The organism is Pseudomonas mohnii, assembly GCF_900105115.1.
Taxonomy (GTDB): domain Bacteria; phylum Pseudomonadota; class Gammaproteobacteria; order Pseudomonadales; family Pseudomonadaceae; genus Aquipseudomonas; species Aquipseudomonas mohnii.
Genome location: NZ_FNRV01000001.1, coordinates 2,700,211 through 2,718,098, shown reverse-complemented (window position 1 = coordinate 2,718,098; position 17,888 = coordinate 2,700,211). Strand labels below are relative to the sequence as shown.

The following is a 17,888-nucleotide window of genomic DNA, read 5'->3' as shown; positions in this document are numbered from 1 at the left end:
CTGACGCCATCGCGAGCACGCTCGCTCCCGCAGGGCAGGTCGAAGCTGTGGGAGCGAGCTTGCTCGCGATAGGGTCGCCGCAATTTCCGACCATAGCCGTCGGAATTGGTCAAAATTTGTGCTATATTCCGCGCCCGCGAAATTCAATGAAAGCCAACACCGGTTATCGACATGCAAGCAGCCAAGCCGTTATTTGACTATCCCAAGTACTGGGCCGAATGTTTCGGGCCAGCGCCATTCCTGCCGATGAGCAGGGAGGAGATGGATCAGCTTGGCTGGGATTCCTGCGACATCATCATCGTCACCGGTGATGCCTATGTCGATCACCCGTCGTTCGGCATGGCGATCATCGGCCGGCTGCTGGAGTCCCAGGGCTTCCGCGTCGGGATCATTGCCCAGCCAAACTGGCAGTCCAAAGACGACTTCATGAAGCTCGGCGAGCCGAACCTGTTTTTCGGTGTCGCGGCCGGCAACATGGACTCGATGATCAACCGCTACACCGCCGACAAAAAAATCCGTTCCGATGACGCTTACACGCCGGGTGGCCTGGCGGGCAAGCGGCCGGACCGCGCGAGCCTGGTTTACAGCCAGCGCTGCAAGGAAGCCTACAAGAATGTGCCGATCGTGCTCGGTGGCATCGAAGCGTCCCTGCGCCGTATCGCTCACTACGATTACTGGCAAGACCGCGTTCGCAACTCGATCCTGATCGACGCCTGCGCCGACATCCTGCTCTACGGCAACGCCGAGCGTGCGATCGTCGAAGTCGCCCAGCGCCTGTCCTACGGTCACAAGATCGAAGACATCACCGACGTGCGCGGCACCGCGTTCATCCGTCGCGACACGCCGAAAGACTGGTACGAAGTCGACTCCACGCGTATTGACCGTCCGGGCAAGGTCGACAAGATCATCAACCCGTACGTCAACACCCAGGACACTCAGGCCTGCGCCATCGAGCAGGAAAAAGGTCAGGTTGAAGATCCGCAGGAAGCCAAGGTCGTGCAGATCCTGGCCAGCCCGAAAATGACCCGCGACAAGACCGTGATCCGTCTGCCGTCGGTGGAAAAGGTCCGTAACGACGCGGTGCTTTACGCTCACGCCAACCGCGTGCTGCACCTGGAAACCAACCCGGGCAACGCCCGCGCACTGGTCCAGAAGCACGGCGAAGTCGACGTCTGGTTCAATCCGCCACCGATTCCGATGACCACCGAAGAAATGGACTACGTGTTCGGCATGCCCTATGCGCGCGTTCCGCACCCGGCGTACGGCAAGGAAAAGATTCCGGCCTACGACATGATCCGCTTCTCGGTGAATATCATGCGTGGCTGCTTCGGCGGCTGCACCTTCTGCTCGATCACCGAGCATGAAGGCCGGATCATCCAGAACCGTTCCGAAGAGTCGATCATTCGCGAAATCGAAGAGATCCGCGACAAGGTTCCAGGTTTTACCGGCGTCATCTCCGACCTTGGCGGCCCGACCGCGAACATGTACCGCATCGCCTGCAAAACGCCGGAAATCGAATCCGCGTGCCGCAAGCCGTCGTGCGTGTTCCCGGGTATCTGCCCGAACCTGAACACCGATCACTCGTCGCTGATTCAGCTATATCGCAGTGCCCGTGCCTTGCCGGGTGTGAAGAAGATCCTGATCGCTTCCGGCCTGCGTTACGACCTCGCGGTCGAGTCGCCGGAATACGTCAAAGAGCTAGTGACCCACCACGTTGGCGGTTACCTGAAGATCGCCCCGGAACACACCGAGGAAGGTCCGCTCAACCAGATGATGAAACCGGGCATCGGCAGCTATGACAAGTTCAAGCGCATGTTCGAGAAGTACTCCAAGGAAGCCGGCAAAGAGCAGTACCTGATTCCGTACTTCATCGCTGCCCACCCAGGCACCACTGACGAAGACATGATGAACCTGGCCCTGTGGCTCAAGGGCAACGGTTTCCGTGCCGACCAGGTGCAGGCGTTCTACCCGTCGCCGATGGCCACCGCCACCGCGATGTACCACTCGGGCAAGAACCCGCTGCGCAAGGTCACCTACAAGAGTGACGCGGTGACCATCGTCAAGAGCGAAGAGCAGCGCCGTCTGCACAAGGCGTTCTTGCGTTATCACGACCCGAAAGGCTGGCCGATGCTGCGTGAAGCATTGATCCGCATGGGCCGCAGCGACCTGATCGGGCCGGGCAAGAACCAGTTGATCCCGTTGCACCAGCCGTCCACCGACAGCTACCAGAGTGCCCGTCGCAAGAACTCGACGCCGGCCGGCAGCCATAAAGTGGCCAAGGAAACGACCAAGATCCTGACCCAGCACACCGGCCTGCCACCACGCGCCAGCGACGGCGGTAACCCGTGGGACAAGCGTGAACAAGCCAAGGCTGCGGCATTCGCCCGTAACCAGCAGGCGGCCAAGGAGCGCAAGGATGCGGCCAAAGGCAAAGGGCCGAAACCGGCTCGTAAGCCGGTCGTACCGCGCTAAACCGCGCTTGGGCTGAACAAAACGCCAACCTTCGGGTTGGCGTTTTGCATTTCCGGGCCGCGTAACGCCACAAATATGTGCAGCGTCGCCAAACCAATTCCCCGCCTCGCCCGATTTTGGTGCTGTACTGCCTCCAGTAACCGGAGAAAGCGCCAGCACTGCTGGGTGGCATAAGTCTTGCGCGCTTTCACATACGCTTAGGGCTCGCAGGAGGCACGCCGTGTCGATTCATGTCGCATTGCATCACATTACGCATTACCGCTACGACCGTGCCGTTGAGCTCGGTCCGCAGATCGTTCGCCTGCGTCCGGCCGCCCACAGTCGCACGCGGATTCTGTCCTATGCGCTGAAGGTTTCGCCCGAGCAACACTTCATCAACTGGCAGCAGGACCCCCAGGGCAATTACCTGGCGCGGTTGGTGTTTCCGGAAAAAACCGATGAGCTGCGGATCGAAGTCGACCTGGTGGCGGAAATGGCGGTGTTCAATCCGTTCGATTTCTTCCTTGAGCCCTACGCGGAAAAAATTCCGTTCACCTATGCCGCCGATGAGCGCAAGGAGCTGGCTCCCTACCTGGAAACCTTGCCGCTGACGCCGAAGTTCAAGGCGTACCTGGAGGGCATCGACCGCACACCGTTACCCGCTGTGGATTTCCTCGTCGCGCTCAATCAGCGACTGAGCGAAGACATCGGCTACCTGATCCGCATGGAACCGGGCGTGCAAACGCCCGAGCACACCCTTGAACACGCCTCCGGGTCTTGCCGCGATTCCGCGTGGTTGCTGGTGCAACTGCTGCGTAACCTCGGACTGGCCGCGCGTTTTGTCTCCGGCTACCTGATCCAGCTGACGGCCGACGTCAAAAGCCTGGACGGTCCCTCGGGCACGGATGTGGATTTCACAGACCTGCACGCCTGGTGCGAGGTGTATCTGCCTGGCGCCGGCTGGATCGGCCTGGATGCGACCTCGGGGCTGTTTGCCGGTGAAGGCCATATTCCGTTGGCTTGTAGTCCCGATCCGTCCTCCGCGGCACCGATCAGTGGCCTGGTGGAACCGTGCGAGTGTCAATTCAGCCACGAAATGTCCGTGGAGCGGATTTGGGAGGCGCCTCGGGTCACAAAGCCCTACACCGAAGAGCAGTGGCTGGCGATTCAGAGCCTGGGCCGGCAGATCGATGCCGACCTGCTGGAAGGCGATGTCCGCCTGACCATGGGCGGCGAGCCGACGTTCGTCTCCATCGATGACCCGGACGGTGCCGAGTGGAACACCGCGGCGCTGGGGCCGGACAAACGTCGCCTGTCTGCCGAACTGTTCCAGCGCATGCGTCAGCACTACGCGCCCAAAGGTCTGGTGCACTTCGGCCAGGGCAAGTGGTACCCCGGCGAGCAATTGCCGCGCTGGTCGCTCAATGGCTACTGGCGCCGCGATGGGGTGCCGATCTGGCACAACCCCGCGCTGATCGCCGACGAGCAGCAAGACTATGGCGCCGATGGCGAACTGGCCGGGCGATTCCTGGCAAGTGTCGCCGAACGCCTGAAAATTCCGACACGTTTTGTGTTCCCCGCCTACGAAGACAATTTCTATTACCTCTGGCGCGAAGGCACATTGCCGCAGAACGTCAGCGCCGAAGATTCACGTCTCGAGGAACCGCTGGAGCGTGCGCGACTGCGTAAAGTCTTCAGCCAGGGCCTGGATAAGGTGATTGGCCAGGTCTTGCCGCTGGCGCGGACCGCCAAGGGCGATCAGTGGCAGAGCGGACGCTGGTACCTGCGCGACGAGCACTGTCGCCTGGTGCCAGGGGATTCACCGCTGGGCTATCGCTTGCCCCTCGGCTCGCAGCCCTGGGTGAAAGCCGCGGAATACCCGTTCATTCATCCGCAGGACCCGAACCAGGATTTCCCGGCATTGCCTGACACCGCTCAATTGCAAAGCCAGGGCCCTGCCGTTGTGGCCGATCGTGCGCCGAAAATCGACGAATCCGCCGACTGGCTGACCCGCACCGCCTTCTGCGCCGAGGCGCGGGAAGGTCGGTTGTACCTGTTCATGCCGCCGCTGGAGCGGGTTGAGGACTACCTCGAACTGGTCGCTGCGATTGAAGCCACCGCTGAAGAGCTGCATTGCCCGGTATTGCTGGAAGGCTATGAACCGCCGAGCGATCCGCGTTTGAGCAACTTCCGCATCACGCCGGACCCGGGGGTGATCGAGGTCAACGTGCAGCCGTCCGCCACCTGGGATGAATTGGTCGAACGCACTGAATTCCTTTACGAGCAGGCGCGGCAAACCCGGCTCACCACCGAGAAATTTATGATCGATGGCCGCCACACCGGCACCGGTGGCGGTAACCACTTCGTACTGGGTGGCGCGACACCGGCCGACTCACCGTTCCTGCGGCGTCCGGATCTTCTGCGCAGCCTGATCAGCTACTGGCATAACCACCCGTCCTTGTCCTATCTGTTTTCCGGGCTGTTCATCGGCCCGACATCGCAGGCGCCACGGGTCGATGAAGCGCGCAACGATGCCCTGTATGAGCTGGAAATCGCCTTTGCCCAGATGCCGCAACCCGGCGAGGAATGCGCGCCGTGGCTGGTCGACCGGTTGCTGCGCAATCTGTTGATCGACGTGACGGGCAACACTCACCGCGCCGAGTTCTGCATCGACAAGCTTTACTCGCCGGACGGTGCAACGGGTCGCTTGGGATTGCTTGAGTTGCGTGCCTTTGAAATGCCGCCTCACGCACGCATGAGCCTGGCTCAACAGCTGCTGCTGCGGGCGCTGGTCGCACGTTTCTGGCGCGAGCCTTATGCACCGCCGAAACTGGCGCGCTGGGGCACGGAGCTGCACGACCGGTTCCTGTTGCCGCACTTTATCGAGCAGGATTTCGCCGACGTCATTGTCGACCTCAACGCCGCCGGTTATCCGCTGCGGGCCGAGTGGTTTGCGGCGCATCTGGAGTTCCGCTTTCCCAAGGTCGGCGATTACGCCGTCAGTGGCATTGCGCTGGAACTGCGCCAGGCACTTGAGCCGTGGCATGTACTGGGCGAGGAGGGCGCGGTCGGTGGCACGGTGCGCTACGTGGATTCGTCCCTGGAGCGTCTGCAGGTCAAACTCAACGGGTTGCCGCCGCAGCGCTATTTACTGACCTGCAACGGTATCCCGGTGCCGCTGCAGCCCACCGGGCGCGTCGGCGAGTTTGTCGCCGGGGTGCGTTTCCGTGCATGGCAACCGGCCAACTGCCTGCAACCGACCATTCCCGTGCATGCGCCGCTGGTGTTCGATCTGCTCGACACCTGGATGGGGCGTTCGCTGGGCGGTTGCCAGTATCACGTGGCCCATCCGGGCGGGCGCAACTACGACAGCTTGCCGGTCAATGCCAACGAGGCCGAGAGCCGCCGGATGGCGCGCTTCTTCCGGATCGGACACACCCCCGGGAAACTTCCTGTGCCGATTCTGGAAATTAACGACGAACTGCCGATGACGCTCGATTTACGACGTTTCTAAACCGTACGCGACGCCCGGATGTTTCGTCTATCCGGGCGTCATGAGCCTGCGTTAGTCTGACCTTTCCCTGCTGTCTGCCGAGCTTTCCAATGCCTGACCTGCTTGACCGCTACCCGCTGACGGCGGGCACTTATCATGAACTGCTCGACGACAGCGGCGCCGTGCGTGCGCACTGGCGCCGGCTGTTCGACCAATTGCAGCGCAGCACGCCTGCGCAACTGGTGCAGCGCCAGGCACTGCTGGCCCGGCAGATTCATGAAAACGGTGTCACCTATAACGTTTACGCCGACCCCAAGGGCGCCGATCGTCCCTGGGAGCTGGACCTGCTGCCCCATGTGATTGCCGCCGATGAATGGGAACAGCTGTCGGCCGGCATCGCCCAGCGCGCCCGATTGCTCAATGCCGTGCTGGCCGACCTGTACGGCCCGCAACGCCTGATCGCCGAAGGCTTGCTGCCGGCGGAGCTGGTATTCGGCCACAACAACTTCCTCTGGCCCTGTCAGGGTATCAATCCGCCTGAAGGGGCCTTTCTGCATTTGTATGCCGTGGATCTGGCGCGCACCCCCGATGGTCGCTGGTGGGTGACGGCAGACCGCACGCAAGCACCGTCCGGGGCCGGTTACGCGCTGGAAAACCGCACCATCGTGTCCCGCGCCTTTCCCGAGTTGTACCGCGATTTGAAGGTGCAGCACCTGGCCGGGTTCTTCCGCACGCTCCAGGAAACCCTGGCGCGCCAGGCACCGAGCGATGAAGAGGTGCCGCTGGTGGTGCTGCTGACGCCGGGGCGATTCAACGAAAGCTATTTCGAACACCTGTACCTGGCGCGTCAGCTCGGTTACCCGCTGGTGGAGGGCGGCGACCTGACCGTGCGCGACGCCACGGTCTACCTGAAAACCCTCAGTGGCCTGCGCCGGGTCCACGCGATCATGCGCCGGCTCGACGACGACTTCTGCGATCCGCTGGAGCTGCGTACCGATTCGGCTCTGGGTGTGCCGGGCTTGCTTGAGGCCGTGCGGCAGGGGCGGGTGTTGGTGGCCAACGCCCTGGGCAGCGGCGTACTCGAATCGCCGGGACTGTTGGGGTTCCTGCCGAAGATCAATCAGTTCCTGTTTGGTGAAGAGCTGATTTTGCCGTCCATCGCCACTTGGTGGTGCGGCGAAGCGCCCGTGCTGGCACAGGCCCTGGAAAAATTGCCGGAATTGCTGATCAAACCGGCATTTCCGTCCCAGAGCTTTGCACCGGTATTTGGCCGTGATTTGAGCGAAAAACAGCGGCAATCGCTCGCTGAGCGCATGCAGGCGCGTCCTTACGCTTATGTTGCGCAAGAACTGGCTCAACTCTCCCAGGCGCCCATCTGGCAGGCCGAGGACGGTCAACTGCAACCCCGGGCCATTGGCATGCGTGTGTACGCCGTGGCCAGTCGCGATGGTTACCGAGTCCTGCCCGGTGGTTTGACCCGCGTCGCCGCCGAGGCGGACGCTGAAGTGGTGTCGATGCAGCGCGGCGGGGCGAGCAAGGACACTTGGGTCCTGGGCGACCGGCCGCCGAGCGGCGAGCAATGGAAAGCCCAACGCAACATCAGCGTACATGATTTGGTGCGCCGCGATCCGTATCTGCCGTCGCGGGTGGTGGAAAACCTGTTCTGGTTCGGCCGCTACTGCGAGCGCTGCGATGACAGTGCGCGGTTGTTGCGGATCATGCTGGCGCGCTATGTCGACGGCGATGACCCGCAGGCGCTGGACGCGGCGGTCGATCTCGGGGAGCGCCTGATATTGCTGCCCGAAGAAGGCGAACTGCCTGAGCGCTTGCTGGCCGCGATACTGGGCGATGACTGGCCCTTCAGCCTGCGTTCCAACCTGCAACGTTTGCAATGGGCGGCCTCGCAGGTGCGTGGCAAGCTCTCGCGGGAAAACTGGCAGGCGCTGGTGGAATTGCAGCGCGAAGCCATGGAGCTGGAAACCGAAGAGCCGGACTTCGGTGAGTTGCTGGATTTTCTCAACCGACTGGTGATGTCCCTGGCGGCATTGTCAGGGTTTGCACTGGACGACATGACCCGCGACGAAGGCTGGCGCTTTTTGATGATCGGCCGGCGGATCGAGCGCCTGCAATTTCTCAGTGGCAGCCTGGCGGCGTTCCTGCGTGGCGCCGGGGCCTTCGATCAGGCGGGGCTGGAATGGCTGCTGGAACTGGGCAACAGCAGCATTACCTACCGTTCGCGTTACCTGGCGGTGGCGCAATTGATTCCGGTGCTCGACCTGTTGCTGCTCGACGAACAGAACCCTCATGCCGTGCTGTTCCAGCTGAAACTGGTGACCCGCACGCTCAAACGCCTGAACGACGATTTCGGCGTGCCCCGTGAAGCCGGTCTGCCCCAGTTGGTGGAACGCCTGGGGCGCTTCGATCTGGGTTGCCTGGAAAACCCGTTGTTTGGCGCCGCCAGCGTGCGCGCGGCCGTCGAGGGGCTGGCCGATCTGCTGCAAGAAATCGCCGATGCCAGCGGGCAAGTGTCGGATCGCCTGGCCTTGCGCCATTTCGCCCATGTCGATGATGTCAGCCAACGCACGGTGTCCGTCTGATGAGTGCCCATTACCAGATCTTGCACGACACCCATTATCACTACGACAGCCCGGTATCCCTGGCCCAGCAACTGGCGCACCTGTGGCCGCGCCCCTGTGCCTGGCAGCGCTGTACCGCACAGCAATTGCAGATCAGCCCGGAACCGACCTCGCGCCGTGATGAGCTGGATGTGTTCGGCAATCCGTTGACCCGGCTGGCGTTCGAACGTCCCCATGATGAATTGCTGGTCAATGCGAGCCTTATGATCGAAGTGCTGCCCCGGCCGGTGCTGGATTTCAATCAGTCTCCGGCCTGGGAAGACACCCGCAATGCGCTGACCTACAGCAGCCAGCCACTGTCCCCACAAATCCTGGACGCCTGCCGCTACCGGTTCGAATCACCCTACGTGCATCTCAAGCGCAACTTCGTCGAGTTCTCACAGAGTTGTTTTCCTCCGGGGCGGCCATTGCTGCTGGGGGTTCAGGCCCTGATGGAGAAAATCTTCAGTGAGTTCACCTTCGACGCCGAAGCGACGCAAGTGGCGACGCCCCTGGTGGAAGTGCTGGAACGTCGGCGGGGTGTCTGTCAGGACTTCGCCCACCTGATGCTCGCTTGCGTGCGTTCCCGTGGATTGGCCGCGCGGTACATCAGTGGCTACCTGCTGACACAACCGCCACCGGGCCAGCCACGACTGATCGGCGCCGATGCCTCCCATGCCTGGGTTTCGGTGTTTTGCCCGGTGCTGGGTTGGGTAGATTTTGACCCGACCAACAACGTGCAACCGGCGCTGGAGCACATCACGCTGGCCTGGGGCCGGGATTTTTCCGATGTCTCGCCATTGCGCGGGGTGATTCTGGGCGGAGGAAACCATGACCCGGAAGTGCGTGTCACGGTGATGCCTTTGGAATAATGAAGATCAACTGTAGGAGCGAGCCTGCTCGCGATGGGCCAACGGGTGCCACGTTAATCCAGATAAAAACGCGTCACCGTTGGCGATCATCGCGAGCAAGCTAGTGCGTGGTCTGTTCTGGATAGGGTGTTTCAGATCGGTCTGTGAGGGCCGGCAGCAACGCTGCCAGCCCTGGACACAGATCCGGTGGGCCTGACTGGATCATCCGGCCCGGAGGGACTCAGGCGTCCGGCGCCTGATCTTTCGGTGCATCAACATCATCTTCTGCAGCGACTTCACCGTCAGGGTTCAGTTCAGTGTCTTCAGCCATCGCTTTCTTGCGCTGAAGCTTTTCCTCTTTCTTCTGTTCCTTGGCCAGGTCACGCTGACGTTTGGCGAAGGAGTAGTTGGGTTTAGCCATGGGCGATCCTCTGGGGTCGAAGGTGAGGTTGAGCGGCGCGTATTCTGCCCTGTATCGGTGCCAAGTCGTTAGTCGGGTTTTTGCTCGACCCACTTGGGCAGTACGGTGGGTTGCCACTGATCGAGGGCGTCGAGCAGAGATTTTGGCGATTCGCTCACCTGCAGCATGTCACGGTGCGCTGCGCGAACGAAGCCTTCGCCGACGATATGATCGAGAAAACCGGTGAGTTTGCTGTAGAAACCGTTCACTTCCAGCAAGCCCAGCGGCTTGCCGTGGTAGCCGAGTTGGCCCCAGGTCCAGACCTCGAACAGCTCTTCCAGCGTGCCCAGGCCGCCCGGCAGGGCGATGAAGGCATCGCTGAGTTCGGCCATCCGTGCCTTGCGCGCATGCATGCCGTCCACCACTTCCAGGCGAGTCAGCCCTTTGTGGCCGATTTCCTTGTCCATGAGGCTTTGCGGGATGATGCCCACGACTTCGCCACCGGCCGCCAGCGCGGCATCGGCCACGATGCCCATCAGTCCGACAGCGCCGCCGCCGTAAACCAGCGTCAGCTTACGCGCAGCCAGTGCCCGGCCGAGGGCCTCGGCCGCTTCCCGATAAGCGGGATGGGTCCCGGTGCTGGCACCACAAAATACACAAACGGATACTAAAGACATGCCTTACTCCATGGTCGATCAGGGCCACAGAGTAAAGGCAGGCGCGCGACGCTCCAAGGGCTAGACTTCGCGCTTGGGTGTTTCGTAAGTGCCGCTGGCGCCACAGGCGTAGGCGGCAAGCAAGCTGCACAACAAGCTATTGAGGGACATGGCAGACGCTCCAGTTGGGGGTGATGGCCTGATCATAGGCCCGGCCCAGAGGTATGGCTGGTAGATTGTCTCGATGGGTGTCATAGCCCGAAAGTTGTATACAATTTTTGATTCAGGTCATAGGAACTTGCGAAGTTTTCAGGCAGTCTTCTGTCCACTCGCATTTCTGTTAACCCTGCCTTGGAGATTCACCATGTTTGCCAAACTCGTTGCGGTATCTCTGTTGACACTGGCCAGCAGCCAACTGATGGCTGCAGAGTGCAAAACGACTATCGACTCCACTGATCAGATGTCCTTCAACACCAAGGCCATTGAAATCGACAAGAGCTGCAAGACCTTCACCGTGGAACTGACCCACTCCGGCGCTTTGCCGAAAACCGTCATGGGCCATAACTGGGTGCTGAGCAAAGAAGCCGACATGCAGCCGATCGCCACCGACGGCCTGGGCGCCGGTATCGAAAAGAACTACTTGAAAGAAGGTGATGCTCGCATCATCGCGCACACCAAGGTCATCGGCGCCAACGAAAAAGACTCGGTGACCTTCGACGTGTCGAAGCTCGATGCCAACGAAAAGTATGGTTTCTTTTGCTCGTTCCCGGGCCACATCTCGATGATGAAAGGCACCGTGACGCTGAAGTAAGCCGAAGCACCGCGTTAACGTTCATCGCGGGCAAGCCCGCTCCCACAGGTACGGTTGTGGTTCATGTGGGAGCGGGCTTGCCCGCGAAGAGGCCGGTTGCATCGCCACATCCTGCGGCCAAAGAAAAGCCCGCTGAAGATCAACGCTTCAGCGGGCTTTTTCATTCATTTACGAATCAAGGCGCAAACGGCATCACCCGCTTGTGGTGCGTCTTGTTGTAAGTGCCAACGATGATCTTGAACGCTTCCTCGCGCACCGGTTCGCCATGCAGAAAGGCGTCGATCTCGGCGTAAGTCACGCCGTGGGACGCTTCGTCCGGTTTGCCAGGAGACAGGTCCTCGAGGTCGGCGGTCGGTACTTTCTCCACCAGCGACTCCGGCGCACCGAAGCTGCGGGCGATCGCCCGGACCTGGTTTTTCACCAGGCCACTGAGCGGTGCCAGATCACAAGCGCCATCGCCGAACTTGGTGAAAAAGCCCATCACTGCCTCTGCCGCGTGATCGGTACCGATCACCAGGCCGTGGGCAGCGCCGGCGATGGTGTACTGGGCGACCATGCGCATCCGCGCCTTGGTGTTGCCGAGTACGAAGTCCACCGAGACCGCGTGCTTGCCTTCAAAGGCCGCGACTTCGTTGGCCAGCGACTTGACCGCCGGACCGATGTTCACGGTGTGGCGCTCGTCCGGATCGATGAAATCCACGGAGGCCTGGGCGTCGTGTTCATCGAACTGGGTTTCGTACGGCAGGCGCACGGCGATGAACTTGTATTGGTCGTCTCCCGTGCGCTGGCGCAGTTCACGCATGGCACGCTGGGCCAGCAGGCCCGCGGTCAGGGAATCGACACCGCCACTGATGCCCAGTACCAGGGTCTTGAGCCCGGAATTGACCAGGCAGTCTTGGATAAAGGTAATCCGCCGGGCGACTTCAGCCTTGAGGGCGGCCTCGTCGGCAAACGGCGGTTGGACCTTGAGCTGTTCAGCAATCTCACGCTGTACGGCTTGCATGAATTCACTCCTTGCTAGATACGCTGGGAAGGGCAGGAACTTGGAAAACATGTCGCAAATAGGCGACGAAATTCGGGTCTTTGCAGTGAGTCTTGCCGGGCTCGTCGGAGATCTTTGCCACCGGTTGGCCGTTGCAGGCGGTCATTTTAAGCACGATGCTCATCGGTTCGACACCCGGTATGTCACACGTCAGGTTGGTGCCAATGCCAAAGCTGACGTTGATCCGCCCGCGCAACGCACGGAATATTTCCAGGGCCTTGGGCAGTGTCAGGCTGTCGGAGAACGTCAGCGTCTTGCTCATCGGGTCGATGCCGAGCTTGTGATAGTGGGCGATGGCTTTTTCCGCCCAAACCACCGGATCGCCCGAGTCATGGCGCAAACCGTCGAAAAGCTTGGCAAAAAACAGGTCGAAATCACCGAGGAAGGCATCCATGGTGATGCAGTCGGTCAGGGCGATGCCCAGCAGGCCACGGTATTCTCGGACCCAGCAATCGAGCGCCGCGATCTGGCTGTCGACCAGTCGCGGGCCGAGCTGCTGGTGGGCCATGATCCATTCGTGGGCCATGGTCCCCAGCGGTTTCATGTCCAGTTCCCGGGACAGGTGCACGTTGCTGGTGCCGACAAAACGTCCCGGGAAGTCATGCTTGAGCACGTTCACCACTTCTTCCTGCACACGGTACGAGAAGCGGCGGCGGGTGCCAAAATCGGCGACCTGCAATTCGGACAGCTCGTCGCTGCTGGCGTTGGCGGTCAGCCAGTCGAACTTGCGATAGAGCTGCTCGCGCGCCTGTTCCAGAACGACTTCCCGATAGCGGTAGCGGTTGCGCACTTCACTGACGATCGCCAGCATCGGCACTTCGAACAGAATCACGTGAAGCCAGGGGCCGCGCAGGCGGATGAACAGTTCGCCGTTTTCGATACCGGTATGGACGTAGCGCAGGTTGAAGCGAAACAACCCGAGAAAGCGCAAGAAATCCGGCTTCATGAAGCTGATGCGTTCCAGGAAACTCAGCTGGTCGGCGCTCAGGCTCAACTCGGCCAGGCGCTCGAGCTGGTAACGGATTTCCGCCAGATAAGGGCGCAAATCCTCACTGTTGCGGCAACGAAACTCCCATTCGACTTCCACGTTCGGGTAGTTGTGCAGCACCGCCTGCATCATCGTCAGTTTGTAGAAGTCGGTGTCGAGCAGGTTCTGCACGATGCGATCGGCAAACACACTCTCGCTCATAACGGGATTCTCCAGCGTTGCAGCGGTATTGATCGGTGGCGCTAGTGGCGCATATCAGAGGGCTGGATTGCCAGCGATTTCTTGGATCACAACAGATCCCCTGTGGGAGCAAGCTCGCTCCCACAGGGGATGGCTAAAGCCTAAAGTGGTGGCGGCTGCGGGCTATCAACCTGCTCCAGCATCCACTTCACGAAATCCCGCACCTTGGGCACTTCCGCCGAATGCTCCGGGTACGCCAGGTAATACGCATCGGTGCTGGGCATCGCATGCTTCCAGGGAATGACCAGTTTGCCGTCCGCCAGCTCTTCTTCCACCAGAAACCGTGGCAGCAGTGCCACGCCACAGCCAACCTGCGCGGCGCGGATGCACATGTAGAAGGTTTCGAAACGCGGGCCGTGGTAGCTGTGTTCGGTGTGGTAGCCCTGACTGTCGAACCAGTCATGCCAGGCCTGGGGGCGCGAGGCGTTTTGCAGCAGGACCAGATCGGTGAGTTGCGTGGGATCGGTGAACGGCTCGGCCGGCAGGCTGCCGGGGGCGCAGACGGGCACCAATTCTTCACCGAACAGCTTCAGGCATTCGGTGCCGGGCCGTGAGCCCTGGCCAAAGTAGAACGCCAGGTCGCTGCGCCCTTGCAGCAGGTCGTCGGCCTCCTGTTCGCTGCACAGGTCCAGGTGAATCGATGGATGACGCAGGCGCCAGCCTTTGAGGCGTGGCACCAGCCAGCGCGCGCCGAACGTCGGTGGCGTCGAGACGCGCAGGACTTCGGTTTCACCGCCATAGGAGCGCAGGTAATGGGTCGACATCTCGACTTGCGTGAGGATTTTTCTGACCTCGACCAGGTACAAGTCGCCCGCTGGCGTCATTTGTAGGCGTCGGCGCACCCGGCGAAACAGCAAGTGTTGCAACAGCTCTTCGAGTTGCGCGACCTGTTTACTCACCGCACTCTGGGTCAGATTCAACTCTTCGGCGGCCCGGGTGAAGCTCAGATGCCGGGTCACGGCTTCGAAACACTGCAGTGCAGCGATCGATGGCAAATAGCGTTTGTTCAGCATGGGCGGTCCTTTGTTCTTGTCTCTTTATTGCCAGCAATGCACAGCATGAATAAACGGAATGATATCTCTCTTAAAGGTCGTTTGTTGAGTAACCTCCGGAGAGCTAAAACTACAGGCCTGATCAGCCGTGATTTTCCGGCTGCACCCGTTCCGTTTTTTGCTTGAGGAGTCACCCATGGTTGCCGCATTGCTTGATCGTCTTGGTGTAAACCCGGCCCTGTACCAGAACGGCAAAGTGCCGGTGCATTCGCCTATCGATGGCAGCCGCATCGCCGCCGTGAACTGGGAAGGTGCCGCCGAAGTGGAGCAGCACATCAGTCGCGCAGATCATGCGTTCGAGCTGTGGCGCAAGGTTCCGGCGCCACGCCGTGGCGAACTGGTGCGTCAACTGGGCGACATCCTGCGTGAATACAAGGCCGATCTCGGTGAGCTGGTGTCCTGGGAAGCCGGCAAGATCACTCAGGAAGGCCTGGGTGAAGTTCAGGAAATGATCGACATCTGCGACTTCGCCGTCGGCCTGTCCCGTCAGTTGTACGGTCTGACCATCGCTTCCGAGCGTCCTGGCCACCACATGCGCGAAACCTGGCATCCGCTGGGCGTCGTCGGCGTGATCAGTGCTTTCAACTTCCCGGTCGCGGTCTGGGCCTGGAACGCCACGCTGGCACTGGTCTGTGGCAACCCGGTGATCTGGAAGCCATCGGAAAAAACCCCGTTGACCGCACTGGCCTGCCAGGCGCTGTTCGACCGCGTGCTGAAGAACTTCAGCGATGCGCCTGCGGGCCTGAGCCAGGTCATCATCGGTGGCCGCGATGCCGGCGAAGCCCTGGTCGACGACCCGCGTGTCGCGCTGGTCAGCGCCACCGGCAGCACCCGCATGGGCCGTGAAGTGGCGCCGAAAATCGCCGCGCGCTTCGCCCGCAGCATTCTGGAACTGGGCGGCAACAACGCCATGATCCTCGGCCCAAGCGCCGACCTGGACATGGCCGTTCGCGCCATCCTGTTCAGCGCCGTCGGCACTGCCGGTCAGCGTTGCACCACGTTGCGTCGTCTGATTGCCCACGAATCGGTCAAGGAAGAGATCGTCACCCGCCTCAAAGCCGCTTACTCCAAAGTGCGTATCGGCCATCCACTGGAAGGCAACCTGGTCGGCCCGCTGATCGACAAGCAAAGCTTCGAAAACATGCAGGACGCGCTGGAGCAGGCCCTGAGCGAAGGCGGCAAGGTATTCGGCGGCGAGCGTCAGCTTGAAGACAAATTCCCGAACGCTTACTACGTTTCCCCGGCCATCGTCGAAATGCCGGAGCAGAGCGACGTGGTCTGCCACGAAACCTTCGCGCCGATCCTGTACGTGGTCGGTTACAGCGATTTCAACGAAGCCCTGCGTTTGAACAACGCTGTACCGCAAGGCCTGTCTTCGTGCATCTTCACCACCGACGTGCGTGAAGCCGAACAGTTCATGTCGGCGGTGGGCAGCGATTGCGGTATCGCCAACGTCAATATTGGCCCGAGCGGCGCGGAAATCGGCGGCGCGTTTGGTGGTGAGAAAGAAACCGGCGGTGGTCGCGAGTCCGGCTCCGACGCATGGCGCGGCTACATGCGCCGTCAGACCAACACCGTGAACTACTCGCTGGAATTGCCATTGGCTCAAGGCATCACGTTCGATTAAGCGTCAGTCGTACAGTGATCCCCTGTGGGAGCGAGCCTGCTCGCGATGGCGGTGCGTCAGTCACTTAGTGGTCGACTGGCAGATAGCAATCGCGAGCAGGCTCGCTCCCACATTTGAACTTTGTGTTGGTTAGGTTTCTGTTGGAGTCTGGCAATGCCGTTACGCGAAGAGTGTCTTTGGGAAAAACTGACGCCGCAAAGGCCTGACAACGCGGCGCTCAAGGGAGAGGTGAAGGTCGATGTCTGCGTCATCGGCGCCGGTTTTACCGGTCTGTCGGCGGCCGTGCATTTGCTGGAGCAGGGTAAAACGGTTTGCGTGCTCGAAGCCCATCGCGCCGGTCATGGCGGTTCCGGGCGCAACGTCGGGCTGGTCAATGCCGGCATGTGGATTCCACCGGACGACATTGAAGCCGGGTTTGGCGAGGCGGTCGGCAGTCAGCTCAACCGCATGCTCGGTGCGGCACCGGCCCTGGTGTTCAGCCTGGTCGACAAATACAACATCGATTGCCAGTTACGCCGTGAAGGCACGTTGCACATGGCGCACAACGCCCGCGGTGAAGCGGATCTGCGCAGTCGCGAAGAACAGTGGAAGCGCCGTGGCGCGCCGGTCGAGCTATTGACCGGGCAGGCTTGCGAACAAGCCACGGGCACCAAAAAGATTGCCGCCGCCTTGCTCGACCGGCGTGCCGGCACGGTCAATCCCATGGCCTACACCACGGGGCTGGCCAAAGCGGCCATCGGCCTCGGTGGTCAATTGTTCGATCATTCTCCGGTCACCCGACTCGAACGTCAGGGCCAGCGCTGGTCGGTGCAGACCGCACAGGGCTCGGTACTGGCCGAGCAAGTGGTGATTGCCTCCAACGCTTACACCGAGGGCGACTGGACGGAATTGCGGCGCAATTTCTTCCCCGGTTATTACTACCAGGTGGCGTCGGTGCCGCTGACGGAAGAGGCCGCGCAACACATTCTTCCGGGTGGCCAGGGTTCTTGGGATACCCGCCAGGTGCTCAGCAGTATTCGCCGCGATAAAGACGGCCGTCTATTGCTCGGCAGTCTGGGCAACGGCAATCAGAAACCGACCTGGTTCCTCAAGGCGTGGGCCGATCGCGTCCAGCAGCATTACTTCCCTTACCTCAAACCGGTGGAGTGGGAGTGCACCTGGACCGGTCGCATTGCGTTCACCCCCGATCATTTGATGCGTCTGTTCGAACCGGCGCCCGGTTTAGTGGCAGTCACCGGTTATAACGGCCGGGGCGTGACCACGGGTACAGTCGTCGGTAAAGCCTTTGCCGATTATTTGTGTAACGGAAATCCTCAAGCGCTACCGATTCCCTTTGCACCCATGCAGCCATTGGCCGGGGTCGGGTTGCGCAGTTGTCTTTATGAGGCGGGCTTTTCGCTGTATCACGCGGGCCAGTGCCTGCGGATCGTCATTTGATGATTGAAATCGTGCTGGAGAGCGGCGCTTTTTCGCGCAGCGACTAGCCTGTAATGGTGCGGGTTGTAGCAGTACCGCACCAGCAGTGTGCAGTTCGGTGACGTGCGTTGTTACAGGCGGGTTGCACACCGTTTGGTGTAGGGGTTGCAATGATGGCACGGGAGGGTTGCGCCTCAATAAATAAAAGGTTTCACCTTCTCCGGTTTAGACGGTTGCACACCCAAT

General features: G+C 61.0%; 12 protein-coding genes. 7 read left to right on the top strand and 5 right to left on the bottom strand.

Annotated features, from left to right (window positions below):
* The first annotated feature begins 171 nt into the window (after positions 1-171).
* From BLV61_RS12640 to BLV61_RS12625, 4 genes are all read left to right on the top strand, one after another.
* Positions 172-2,472 (top strand): YgiQ family radical SAM protein, encoded by a 2,301-nt coding sequence (locus BLV61_RS12640; RefSeq protein WP_090465411.1) that lies wholly within the window; start codon positions 172-174, stop codon positions 2,470-2,472.
* 220 nt (positions 2,473-2,692) lie between these two features.
* The gene (locus tag BLV61_RS12635) at positions 2,693-5,965 is read left to right on the top strand and encodes a transglutaminase family protein (protein WP_090465408.1); all 3,273 of its coding nucleotides are present in this window, start codon (positions 2,693-2,695) and stop codon (positions 5,963-5,965) included.
* 89 nt (positions 5,966-6,054) lie between these two features.
* Positions 6,055-8,541 (top strand): circularly permuted type 2 ATP-grasp protein, encoded by a 2,487-nt coding sequence (locus BLV61_RS12630; RefSeq protein WP_090465403.1) that lies wholly within the window; start codon positions 6,055-6,057, stop codon positions 8,539-8,541.
* Positions 8,541-9,431 carry a transglutaminase family protein gene (locus BLV61_RS12625; protein ID WP_047536795.1) on the top strand — a complete coding sequence of 297 codons (891 nt, stop codon included), beginning with the start codon at positions 8,541-8,543 and terminating at the stop codon, positions 9,429-9,431. Before BLV61_RS12630 ends, BLV61_RS12625 begins: the two co-directional genes overlap by 1 nt.
* Before the next feature lie 220 nt (positions 9,432-9,651).
* Here BLV61_RS12625 and BLV61_RS12620 read toward each other — a convergent pair whose 3' ends face one another.
* On the bottom strand, positions 9,652-9,831 hold the full coding sequence (locus BLV61_RS12620) for a hypothetical protein (RefSeq protein WP_047536798.1): 180 nt from the start codon (positions 9,829-9,831) through the stop codon (positions 9,652-9,654).
* A gap of 68 nt (positions 9,832-9,899) precedes the next feature.
* On the bottom strand, positions 9,900-10,487 hold the full coding sequence (locus BLV61_RS12615) for an LOG family protein (RefSeq protein ID WP_090465400.1): 588 nt from the start codon (positions 10,485-10,487) through the stop codon (positions 9,900-9,902).
* Between the two features lie 343 nt (positions 10,488-10,830).
* Here BLV61_RS12615 and azu point away from each other — a divergent pair, with 343 nt between their 5' ends.
* On the top strand, positions 10,831-11,277 hold the full coding sequence (azu, locus tag BLV61_RS12610; protein WP_090465398.1) for an azurin: 447 nt from the start codon (positions 10,831-10,833) through the stop codon (positions 11,275-11,277).
* Positions 11,278-11,452: 175 nt separating this feature from the next.
* Here azu and nadE read toward each other — a convergent pair whose 3' ends face one another.
* The 3 genes from nadE to BLV61_RS12595 form a co-directional block, all read right to left on the bottom strand.
* Positions 11,453-12,280 (bottom strand): ammonia-dependent NAD(+) synthetase, encoded by an 828-nt coding sequence (gene nadE / locus BLV61_RS12605; RefSeq protein ID WP_047536805.1) that lies wholly within the window; start codon positions 12,278-12,280, stop codon positions 11,453-11,455.
* Positions 12,281-12,284: 4 nt separating this feature from the next.
* Entirely contained in the window at positions 12,285-13,508 is a 1,224-nt protein-coding gene (gene pncB, locus BLV61_RS12600) for a nicotinate phosphoribosyltransferase (protein ID WP_047536807.1), read from the bottom strand.
* Between the two features lie 140 nt (positions 13,509-13,648).
* A complete protein-coding gene (locus BLV61_RS12595) occupies positions 13,649-14,560 on the bottom strand; it encodes a LysR family transcriptional regulator (protein WP_047536810.1) in 912 nt (303 codons plus the stop codon).
* 175 nt (positions 14,561-14,735) lie between these two features.
* Between BLV61_RS12595 and amaB the strand changes: the two genes are divergently transcribed.
* Complete coding sequence (amaB, locus tag BLV61_RS12590; RefSeq protein ID WP_047536813.1) at positions 14,736-16,226, top strand: L-piperidine-6-carboxylate dehydrogenase; 1,491 nt, start codon at positions 14,736-14,738, stop codon at positions 16,224-16,226.
* Positions 16,227-16,379: 153 nt separating this feature from the next.
* Positions 16,380-17,663 (top strand): L-pipecolate oxidase, encoded by a 1,284-nt coding sequence (amaA, locus tag BLV61_RS12585; protein ID WP_047536816.1) that lies wholly within the window; start codon positions 16,380-16,382, stop codon positions 17,661-17,663.
* Positions 17,664-17,888: the final 225 nt, after the last annotated feature.